The organism is Candidatus Nitrospira neuquenensis (assembly GCF_979578155.1).
Map to the genome: position 1 here is coordinate 85,091 of NZ_CEFZDU010000007.1, position 10,274 is coordinate 95,364.

The window sequence follows — 10,274 nt, forward strand, 5'->3', positions numbered from 1 at the left end:
TTCCGCCGATCTCCCTGCCGTCGCTCCTGGTTCCCCTTCGACGTTTCGTCGGCCATCGTTCCTCCGCCGCCCGCTGGCCCCTGGGGGAAATCCTAGGAAATCCCCATGTGGACGTCAAGCCTCACGGGTGGAAGGCTCGGGACCTGTGCTCCCGGTCCCGCATGACCAGCGAGGGGTCGCCGTTGCCGTCCAGGCTGAGCACGAGGCGGGTCTTGCCGTCCAGGTCGCGGATGGCCAGCCCCGTGTCCATGGCGATACCCACCCACACCTTCTGGCCCCCCTTCGGGTCCAGGAGGGCTAGGTAGGGCTCGCCGCTCGCCGAAAAGGCCAGGAGGGCGCGGGGCGTTCCGGCCTCGTCCACCAGCCGAAATTCCTGAGCCGCCAGGAACTTCGGCGCCTCGGGCTTCTGGGCCTGGGCGACCACGGGGTTGCCGGTGAACAGGAGCGCGGCCAGCGAGCCCGCGACGGCTCCCGCCGCCAGGCTCATCGCCAGCCCAAGGGCCTTGCCGGGCACTCGACTCGACATTGACATGGGATCGAACCTCCTGTCGTCCGAGGGGGAACCGTTCAAAAAAGCAAATGGACGGACTGGTCGAGCAAGCGTGGTGTGGCGGAGAGGGTGGGATTCGAACCCACGGTCGAGTTGCCCCGACTCCGGTTTTCGAGACCGGCCGATTCGTCCACTCTCGCACCTCTCCGTTCGGGAACAGGGACCAGCGGCATGTGACAGCAGCAGGAGGCACGCAACGAGTGGGCAAAGGTCGGCCGCCGCCTTCTTCTTTGTCGCTCGTCGCGCGCCCTTGTCGCGCTGTTATAAGCTGGCGCGGTCGCCGACATCCTCGCGCAGGCGTCGGAAGAAGGACTGCAGCAACGCCTGGCTCTCCTGCTCCAGGAGGCCGCTCACGACCTGGACGCGGTGGTTCAGCCGGCGCTCCTCCGGGAGGTTGAAGACCGAGCCGCAGGCGCCGCCCTTGGGGTCCCGGGCGGCGAAGACCAGACGGGCGATGCGGGCCTGGATGATCGCCCCCGCGCACATGGCGCAGGGCTCGAGCGTCACGTAGAGGCTGGCGCCGGTCAACCGCCAGGTGCCCAGGCGGCCGGCGGCCTCCCGGATCGCCACGACCTCCGCGTGGGCGGTCGGGTCCTGCCAGACCTCCCGGAAGTTATGCACCTGGGAGACGACCTGCCCGTCCACCACGAGGACGGCGCCGATCGGCACCTCCCCCAGCGCGGGCGCCAGCCTCGCGCGGTCGAGCGCGAGCTGCATGAATTCGAGGTCCTTATCACCGTTGCAGGTCATACGATCAACCCGTCGTGCCTGGGACCCTCATGGGCGCGGTATCATAGCACAGCGGTTCCCACCGGTGAAGGCCCGGAGGCCGCGTCCCGCTCACTTCGACGGCGTCCGCACCCACTCGAACTCGTACCGGAGCTGGATCGCGGTGTACCGCTGCACGAGCCCGCCCTGGTCCAGCGGCATGTCGCGCTCGTGGATCACCGCGATCTCCGCCTTCCGCCAGCGGAACGCCAGGCCGAGGACCAGGTCCAGCTCGGATGGCCGGAACACATTGCCCGAGTCGCGGTCGGTGAAGAAGTTCGTGTCCGCGAAGGCCACGACGCGGCCCTTGTACAGGTCGAGGTCCGCGTGCGCCACGTACCGGAAGAGGGCGCGGCCGGTGTTGTCCGGCCGGGCGAAGTAGTCCTGGTTGTAGAACAGCCAGCCGGCGCCGGTGTAGGTCGTCAGGTTCTGGTGGGGGAAGCGCGCCCGCCACCAGCCGAACTGGTTGGTGTCCTGCGCCCGGTAGGTGATCAGGGTGTCCGCGTAGATCTGCTTCAGGCCCTGCTGGGGCAGGGGGGCGTCGCGCTCGTACTGCAGCCGCCAGGCCCACTGGCCGATCGAGCCCGTGAAGGCCGTGGTCGTGTCCCACTCGGTCAGCGGGGCGATCCAGCCCTGCTCCCGGTTCGTGAAGAAATTCTGGTCCGTGTAGAACTGCAGGTATTCCTTGTAGAGGTCCGTCTCCAGGTGGACCATGTAGCGCATCCCGACGAGGCCCGTGTTGTTCGGGCGCGCGGCGAACGAGGGGTTGTTCACGAAGGCGGAGGTGAGCAGGTAGCCCTTAAACCAGTGGGGCTCGATTTCCGGCGGCTCGGCGACGCCCTCCTCGCCGATCTCGCTGAAGGCGGGCAGCGGCCGCCCGTACTTCTCCAGCGCCCAGGCCGGCCCGGCCGTCAGCGACAGCAGACACAGGGCCCACGACGTCCATCTGGCGGCGGTCAAGGCGGACATGGCTCGATCGTATGGGCGGGACGGATCCGCTCAGGCTCATCCCGCGGCTCCCTGGCTCGCTGGTTGCGTGGGGTTCCATGGCGTCGGGCTCTTGTAACGGGCCCCGGCGCGGCTGTCAAGGAGAAAGTCGCGCTTACGGCCGTTGGAGGGGGAGGATCTCGCTCGACGGCTGCAGGCTGCCGCCGGCCGGCTCCACGCTGAGCGCAAAACGAATGACCGTCGCCGGGTCGGGGAGGTGCTTGATGAGGAGTCGGCCCTTGCCGCCGGCGTCGGGCCGGAAGGTCCCGGCGCTGCCCGGCTTGTCGGTAAAGGCCCAGAGCTGGTAAGTCTTCCCGTTCGGCAGGGGCGGCAGGCCGAAGGCGTAGAAGAAGGCGCGACGGCTGTCCGGGTCGAACAGGAGCAGGGCACCGACCGACTGCGCCCGCTCGACGCCGATCAGCGAGACGGCCTTGACGGCCGGCGACTGCAAGAAGGCCGGCGCCTCCTCGCGCGGGGCGCCCTTGCGCGGCGCGCCGCTCGGCTGCGCGCGCGCGAGCGCGGCCCGCGCCTGGTCCAGCTCCGCTTCGCGGGCGGCCAGGGTCTGCCGCAGCCGATCCAACTCGCCGGCGCTCGCCGCGACCTGGCCCTGCACCTCCGTCAGGAGGCGGCGCTGCTCCTCGACCTGGCGCTGGAGGGCGCCGAGGTGCGCCGTCTGCTCCTTGAGCGTCGCTTCGAGGCGGCTTCGCTGCTCGATCTCGACGGGCAGCCGCGAGCGCAGCGACCAGGCGTAGGCGCCGGCGGCCAGCACCACCAGCACCATCACGAGGGGGTGCAGCAGCCAGCCCCACCAGGGCGGACGGGCCACGATCCGGCTGAGGCGGACCTCCGGCTGGCGCTCGATCTGGACGGACACCTTCGGGAGCGTCGTCGCCGGCGCGGCTTGCGGCAGGGAGGCCAGGAGCCGGTCCTTCAGGTCGGCGGGTGGAGCTGCGAGCGGCAGGCGGTAGGGCAGGAGCGAGACGACGGCCTGGGCCTCCTTCAGGGCGGCGTGGCAGCCCTGGCAGCCGGTCAGCAAGTGGACGTCGAGCGCCCGGCGCTCCTCTCGGTCCAGGGCGCCGATCGCGTAGAGATCGAGCGACTCCTCAAATCCCGCGTGGCTCATCGGCGCTCCGACCGTCCAAGGCGGGCCGGAGCACCGATTTCAGCTCCGCCATCCCCGCCCTGATCGAGGCCTTGACCGTCTCGACCGGCGCGCCCGTCCGCGTCGCGATCTCCTCGGCGGACAGCCCGCCGAAGTACGCGAGATCGATCGCCCGGCGCCGGTCCTCGTCCAACCGCTCGACCGCCCGGCCGACCAGCTCGTGCAACTCCCGATCGGGCTTCGCGTACTCGGCCGCCGCGCCGCCCTCCTCGCGCGGCCGCTCCTCGCCGGATCGCGCGGGTCGAGCCCGCACCCGCTCCAGCGCCCTGGTCCTGACGGCGGCGGCCAGCCAGGCGATCGGCGCGCCGCGGCCGGGGTCGTAGCGCAGGGACTTTCGCCAGAGGTCCAGATAGACCTCCTGGAGCAGGGCGCCGGCCTCGTGGCGGTCGCCGAGGATGCGCAGGGCCAGGGTGAAGAGGAGGGGGCTGGAGCGGTCGTACAGGTCGGCGAGAGCCTGGCGGTCACCCTTGGCCGCCCGCGCGACCAGGTCGGCGGGGATGGTGCAGGCGGCCTCTGGCGGGGCGGAGTCCATGGGCGGCGCTCACTGGTGTCGGGTCGGCGGCGACGGGGTCCTGGTCGCGCATCATATCATCTTCTTCCCGTCGTGCAAGGTTGGTCGCTGCCGGGGTGTCGCCGGCGCGGTTTGGGGGGAATCGTCCGACGGCCGGGACAGGACCTGGGCGGCGAGGCGGCGGCAGACGGTCCAGAGCCAGGCCGGGTACCAGCGGAGGAGCGGGCCGTCGGCCGGCTGCGCCATCCAGCGGCCGCGGAGCTCGGGTGAGGGGAGCAGGTTGCGGCGCAGGTGCCGGAGCTGGCCGGCGAGGGAGTCTTCCCACAGGAGACGCTGAAGGGCCATGACCGGGCCGGTGAGCAGGGCCGGCGCGGCGTGCAGCACGGCGCCGCGCCAGCGGAAGAGCGCCAGACCCAGGAGCCATCCCGGCGCGGGCCGCGGCCGGATCGCGTCAAGGAACTCGGCCGGCACCGGCGCATCGAGCAGGTCTCGGCAGTGGATCAACGCGAGGAACACCGGCCGGCGGACGCCGGCCTCGTGGACCGTTCGGCTGATCGGCTCCCAGGGCAGGCGGCCGCCGACCCGCTCCAACAGGAGCGTGATGTCGAGGAGCGGCCGCAGCGACGCGAGTCCGTCCTTCACCGCATGCAGGCAGAGGTAGACCAGCAGGTGCGGCGGGGCCATCGTCCGGACCCGGCGGCCCTCCCAGTCGGTCCAGAGGGCCGACGCCCAGATCGCGTCGAGGTCCAGCCCGGCGACATGGTCCTCCGCGAGGCCGCTGTGGAGTTCGACGACGACACCTTCCCCGGCCGTCGTGCCGTAGGAGACGTGGTACTCCGCTCCCTGTTCATGGTCGGGATACCGGAACAGCCCGGCCCGCTGGAGCAGCTCCCCGGCGGCCGTCCGGTGCTCCGGACGGACGAGCAGGTCGAGGTCGGCGGTGGGGCGGAGCATCGGCTCCTCGTAGAAGAGATCGCCGAGCAGGGGCCCCTTGAGGGGGACGACCGGGATGCCCGCCTCCTCGAACAGCCCCAGCAGGCGGTGCAGCTCGTGACGGAGGCGGAGGTTCCAGGCGAGGGCGGCGCGCGCGAGCTGCGCCAGCGCCTCCAAGACCGGCGGGGGGACGAGGCCGGATGGCAACCCGCGCAAGTGGCCGTAGAGCATCGGCGCGACGCCGTGGCGGTCCGCCTGTGCGATGAAGGCGGGCCAATCCAACGGCCCGGTCATAAGCGCGGCCAGCCGGTCGCGGCGCGGCTGGCTCAGGATGGGCCGCGCCGCGCAGAGCAGCGCCCGTTCTTCGCGGCTCAGCTTCGGGAATAAGCGTGCCATGCCGTTCCGCGGGCCTTACCGGCTGTAGCGGAGCGATCGCTCGCCGACATAGGCGAGGGCATCCTCGAACCGGGCGAAGCGGCCGGGGAACTTCTCCATGAGCTCGTCGGCGATCGCGGACAGGGGCTGGTGGCCGGCCATCAGCTCCAGGATGAACCGTTCCATCAGTCCCTCCTCGTTCAGGCTCGGCACATGGTCCGCCGCCCGCTTGCGCAGCCGGGCGGCGGAGAGCGGGCGGCCCCAGAAGGTGGATTGCTGGAAGGCCGCCTTGACGCGCCCGGCCTCGTCCCGCAGGGTCGTGTCCCAGAACCACTCGTAGTCATCGGCGACGAGCACGGCCTTGATCGTGACGGTCAGGCGGTCGCCCGCGGCCAGGGCCAGGTGGCTGGGCCAAGGGAAGAAGGCCTGGCCGTAGATGGCCGCCGGCGCCGCCGGCGCGTTGGAAAATCCGACGTCCTCGACGAGGGTCGTGTCGAACCAGAGGACCAGACCATCGGCGGCGCAATCACGCGGCACCGCCCAGGACACCGTCGCGTCGAGGTCGGATTCCCCCACGGCCTTGTAGGCGATCTCGGCCAGGCGCTGCGGTGCGAGCACCGCCTGCTCGGCCGTGATGCGGCCCTTGCTCCATTCGTTGGCCGCCAAATCGCGGGCCGGCGCGAGGTCGAGGTCGTAGAGCCGCTCCTCGACGGGGCAGATCACCCGGCGGACGAGGTCCGGCGCCTCGGCCGGGGCGATCCACACGGAGTCCCGGTCGGGAATCAGGACGCCGTCCGGCGCGAGCAGCCGGTTCCGGGCGTCCACGATCGAGGGCAGATGGCGCTGGAACCACGGAAGGACGCCGCGGAGGTCGGCGACGATGACGTCGGCCTGCTCCGGCAACGTGACCTCGGTGGAGGGGTGCGGGATGAACTCGATCCGGTCGGCGAACCCGTTGGCGGCGGCGAGCGCACGGCCGACTTCGATGATCTCGTCGGGCTCGATGGCATAGACCTTCCGCGCCCCGAACCGGCAGGCCAGCATGGCGAACACCCCGGTCCCGGCTCCCAGGTCCACGACGACCACGCCGGGCCGGACGGTTCGGCGCAGGGCCTCGATGTAGGTCCCCGTCCGGACCGCGTCGGCCACCATCGTGAGGTGGTCCAGGAGGTTATAGGGGCCCATGGTCGGCGGCTGCGGCGAGGGCGTCGTCCAGCACGGCGTCGCAGAGGGCGGCGACGGCCGCCAGCTCGTCGCGCGCGACGACGCGCCGGACCGGCACGAGCGAGGCCAGCTTCGCCAACACCTCGAACTCCTGCGCCAGCATGGCGCGGTCCAGCAGGTAATTGACATAGGTATCGGCCGCCAGGTCGAGCAGCCCGACGGCCGCGGGCACCGGCTCGATCCGCGGCAGGCCGGGCCCGTTCCCGCGCTCGTCCAGCAGGTAGACGGCGGCCAGGGGGAGCGGTCGGTCCTGGAACCGACGTGGCGGGATCAGGTCCAGGTAGCACTTCTCCCAGGTGGGGGTGAGGCGGGGCAGGGCGTCTTCCGCGCCGTAGAGGCCCAGCACGGACGCGGGCCAGAGGCGCACCCGCGGGTAGCCGGGGTGGACCAGGATCTGGCCGGATCGGATCGAGAGCGCGAGGACATCGTCCGTGAGCACGCGCTCGCCGCGGAGGGCCAGCGTCGCGGCGAGCGTGGACTTGCCCGCGCCGTTGGGTCCGACGAACGCGATCGCCCGGTCGCCGACCGCGACCGCGCTCGCGTGGAGACAGGTGACGCCCCGCAGCCGGAGGACGAAGCCCAGGACGGGACCCAGGAGGTAGGTGGCGGCGTCATCGAGGGTGTAGGGCGGGGGCCACGAGGCCCAGACCGTCTCGCCGCGGCGATCAACGGCGAACTCGGTCCCGTCGCCGTAAAGGAACCGATAGTACGCGCCGCCGCCGACCTCCTGCACGGTCAGACCGGCCCCCTCGTCGTCCCGGGGACTTGCGTAGCGGATCGCCGCCGGCCGCTCCGCCAGCGCGTCGAAGCCGGGGGGTAGGCGGCCGAGCCGGACCTTGACCCCTCCGCCGGTCCCCGCGTCGCTCGGGGACAGGCCGGGGAGGGGATCCGAGGCCTCGAGGAGAAGCCCGTAGAGGCGATAGGTGAAGGGCATCCGGCGGCGCCTCCGGGGATTCGATCACCGGCTCTTCAGCCGGCCGGTCCGCCTGTCACTTCTTCTGCCGCTGCGCACGACGCTATGGGTCAGGTCGCGCAGGTTGCCGTACACGCGCAGCGCGGGTGGGTGGTACGGCTTCTTGGCCTTGGCGGTCTCGTCGAGATTCATCACGTGCTCCCCTGCTCAGGTTGGCATCAACGCTTCCTGCATCAGCCAGAAACTCAAACAATAGGGGCGCAGGTTCATCCAGAGACGGTCGGGGTCTTGCTCGTCGTGCGGAGAAGGGATCGCGTCGGGATTCACGTAGGTCGTCAGCTCGGGCGCGATCGGCCATCGCGCGGTCCACGACGGGGAGGCGTCCTTGAGCAGCGCCGTGAGGAGGTCCCCGGCCGCGACAGTCTTGGGACGCCGGCGCACCTCGTCCGGCAGCAGTCCCTGCATGGCCAGCCGGAGGATCGCCTTGTTCGTGCACCAGGGAATCGCCGGGATCGCGAGCAGGTACCGCACGACTCTGAGGTCGAAGAACGGGTGCCGCAGGTCCACGGGCACGCCGGTCACGCCGGGGTCGTAGGACTCGAACAACGAGGGCCAGTCCGGGGCGGTGAGGAACTCGTAAGCCTCGGGGCGGGCGCAGCCCTGCGGCGCGACGGCCTGTTCGGCCGGCGCCGCCGCCCACCGGGCGCGCAGGTCCAGGCGGGCCTCGAAGTCCGGGTTGAGCCAGCCGGGATAGGACGGCGGCGGATCGGCCGGCGCCGTCCACCGCGCCAGCCAGGCGAGGGGGCGGACGGGCGGCAGCCGGCCGTGCACGCGGAGGTGCTGCCACACCTCGCCGGCCAGGGCGGCGACGCGGCCCTGCCTGAGCAGGCGCAGCGGATAGGTCGCCGGCGCGCGGAAGGCCGGATCGCCGCCGTAGCCGGTCAGGAGCACGCGGCACTCGGCCCCGATCATGCGCAGCAGGTCGGCCTCGGCGCCCGCCAGGGGGTCGGACTCCGGCTCGGGCCGGCGGCGCTCAGGTTTGTCCCATCCGTCGAAGGGGCGGAGGTCGTCCTCGACTCTGTAGACGATCGGGATGCCGAGGGCGGCGGCCGCGATCGCGGCGAACCGGGCCTCCTCGTCCGGGAGCAGCCGGCTGCCGGTCGAGGTGTAGGCCCGCAGGAGGCAGGGCTTGCCGCCGTCCGCCGTCCGCCCGCGCGCCGTCGCCGCGACCGAGGTCGAATCCAGCCCGCCGCTCATCAGGATGCCGGCCCGATCGGTCCGCAGTCGGTCCGCCACCGCCGCCCCGAACAGCTCCTGAAACCGCTCCAGGTACTCGCCCGCGCGCCGGTAACGCACCGCTTCATCGGCGGGGAGCGTCCAGTAGCGAGACACCCGCAGCTCCGTTCCGGCCGTCAAGCAGTGGGCGGGGGGGAGGCGACGGATGTCGGCGAAGACGGTGGTGGAGAGGTCCTGGTTCATCCCGAACAGGAGAAAGTCGCCGACGGCCTGCTCGTTGAGCCTGGGGGATACGGCGGGGTCGAGGCGCAGGCACTGGAGCGTGTTCCCGACGAGGAGACGGTCGCCGACCTCGGCATAGAAGAACGGCTTGACGCCGAACTGGTCCCGCGCGCAGAAGAGGCGGCGGCGCTGCCCGTCCCAGATCGCGAAGGCGAAGTCGCCCAGCAGACGGGACACGCAGCCCTCGCCCCACGCATGGTAGGCGTACAGGACCAGCTCCGCGTCCGTCGCCGAGGCGGCGACCCGGTGTCCCTGCGACGCCAGCGCGCGGACCAGGTCCGCCCGGCCGTCCACTCGGACGTCGCCGACGATCCGGACCGCGCCGTCGAGGCTTGAGGGCTGGTGCTCGTCGAGCGCGCCCGGCGAGCGCGAGAGCAGGGCATGGCCGAGCCCGACTGCGCCGTCGATCCAGGTGCGCTGCGCGTCGGGGCCGCGGAAGGCCAGCGCGTCGGTCATCCGCCGCAAGAGCCGCGACTCGACCGGCTGCCCGTCCCGGTTCCAGATGCCGACGAATCCGCTCACGTCGGGTGTCTGTCTCCTACGCTGGCGTAGAGCGGGGCGAAGGCGTCGCCCCGAGGCTCGCCGAGGATGATCCGGCCGTCGTGCTCGAGCCAGGCGTGGGCGGCGAAGTCGCCGTTGGGCCGAGCCACGCCGATCCGAAGGGTGGTGGCCAGGCCGCGGCGGGCGAGCAACGCCGAAAGGACCAGAGCCTCGTTCAGACAGGTGACGCGCACGGGGCTGTACCGTCCGGCGACGGAGGCGAGCCGGGCGCACCGCTCGATCACGACGGCGGGTGGCTCGGTCGCTCCGCTCCGAGCGCGACCGGCGCGCGGGCGGCACGCGGCCCTCAGACGGGAGAAGGGGAGGAGGCGGAGGCCCAGGTCCATGATCGGGAACAGCGCCCAGGCCTCTAAGAGCACGGTCCAGTCCCGCATGGAGAGCCGCCGGGCCTTATGGAGCAGGCGCATGGCTCACCCTGACGAGACCCTGCTCTTCCATCCGGGCGACGAGGTCCAACAGATCCTCCCGGCAGCGGGCTTCCGTCACGTCATATTCGTCGAGCAGGGCCTCCAGGACCTTCTGCAGGGTGCCGTGTTGCCGCAGGAGATGCCAGGTCCTGGTGCCGACCGGGTCCAGCCCGAAATAGACGCCCGTGTCGAGGTTCAGGATGACGGCCTCTCCCTGGAGGTCGCGGAAGACGATCCCCTCGGGGATGGTCACCTGGGAGGCTAACGAACGAATGTGGTCCATGACGTGCCTTTTCCCGCGCGCCCCCGGCGCGTCGCCCGGCTGCGCTAGCCTATCGTCGAACCCCGAGGCTGTCAAGGAAGCG

General features: G+C 71.6%; 12 protein-coding genes and 1 tRNA gene. All 13 read right to left on the minus strand.

Translation table 11 applies throughout. The annotated features are described in order from the left end of the window. Positions 1–121: 121 nt before the first annotated feature. Positions 122–532: a hypothetical protein gene (locus AC1U7O_RS03920; RefSeq protein ID WP_479893265.1), complete on the minus strand. Its 411-nt coding sequence runs from the start codon at positions 530–532 to the stop codon at positions 122–124. A gap of 76 nt (positions 533–608) precedes the next feature. Continuing rightward, positions 609–698 (minus strand) — tRNA-Ser (locus tag AC1U7O_RS03925). Positions 699–811: 113 nt separating this feature from the next. Then, positions 812–1,300: a tRNA adenosine(34) deaminase TadA gene (gene tadA, locus AC1U7O_RS03930; RefSeq protein ID WP_479893266.1), complete on the minus strand. Its 489-nt coding sequence runs from the start codon at positions 1,298–1,300 to the stop codon at positions 812–814. A gap of 90 nt (positions 1,301–1,390) precedes the next feature. After that, positions 1,391–2,287, minus strand: a complete 897-nt coding sequence (locus AC1U7O_RS03935; protein WP_479893267.1) for a hypothetical protein — start codon at positions 2,285–2,287, stop codon at positions 1,391–1,393. Between the two features lie 133 nt (positions 2,288–2,420). Then, on the minus strand, positions 2,421–3,428 hold the full coding sequence (locus AC1U7O_RS03940; RefSeq protein ID WP_479893268.1) for an anti-sigma factor domain-containing protein: 1,008 nt from the start codon (positions 3,426–3,428) through the stop codon (positions 2,421–2,423). Continuing rightward, entirely contained in the window at positions 3,409–3,999 is a 591-nt protein-coding gene (locus AC1U7O_RS03945; protein ID WP_479893269.1) for a sigma-70 family RNA polymerase sigma factor, read from the minus strand. Before AC1U7O_RS03945 ends, AC1U7O_RS03940 begins: the two co-directional genes overlap by 20 nt. Before the next feature lie 51 nt (positions 4,000–4,050). Then, entirely contained in the window at positions 4,051–5,307 is a 1,257-nt protein-coding gene (locus AC1U7O_RS03950; protein WP_479893270.1) for a nucleotidyltransferase domain-containing protein, read from the minus strand. Between the two features lie 15 nt (positions 5,308–5,322). Continuing rightward, complete coding sequence (locus AC1U7O_RS03955) at positions 5,323–6,471, minus strand: 50S ribosomal protein L11 methyltransferase (protein WP_479893271.1); 1,149 nt, start codon at positions 6,469–6,471, stop codon at positions 5,323–5,325. Further along, positions 6,458–7,444, minus strand: a complete 987-nt coding sequence (locus AC1U7O_RS03960) for a serine/threonine protein kinase (protein WP_479893272.1) — start codon at positions 7,442–7,444, stop codon at positions 6,458–6,460. Before AC1U7O_RS03960 ends, AC1U7O_RS03955 begins: the two co-directional genes overlap by 14 nt. Before the next feature lie 24 nt (positions 7,445–7,468). Continuing rightward, a complete protein-coding gene (locus tag AC1U7O_RS03965; protein ID WP_479893273.1) occupies positions 7,469–7,615 on the minus strand; it encodes a hypothetical protein in 147 nt (48 codons plus the stop codon). Positions 7,616–7,630: 15 nt separating this feature from the next. Continuing rightward, positions 7,631–9,463, minus strand: a complete 1,833-nt coding sequence (locus AC1U7O_RS03970) for an asparagine synthetase B family protein (protein WP_479893274.1) — start codon at positions 9,461–9,463, stop codon at positions 7,631–7,633. Next, positions 9,460–9,909 carry a lasso peptide biosynthesis B2 protein gene (locus AC1U7O_RS03975; RefSeq protein WP_479893275.1) on the minus strand — a complete coding sequence of 150 codons (450 nt, stop codon included), beginning with the start codon at positions 9,907–9,909 and terminating at the stop codon, positions 9,460–9,462. The genes AC1U7O_RS03970 and AC1U7O_RS03975 overlap by 4 nt, the downstream gene beginning before the upstream one ends. Next, positions 9,893–10,274 (minus strand): PqqD family protein (locus AC1U7O_RS03980; protein WP_479893276.1); only part of this gene is annotated, 382 nt, incomplete at its 5' end. The genes AC1U7O_RS03975 and AC1U7O_RS03980, both read right to left, overlap by 17 nt.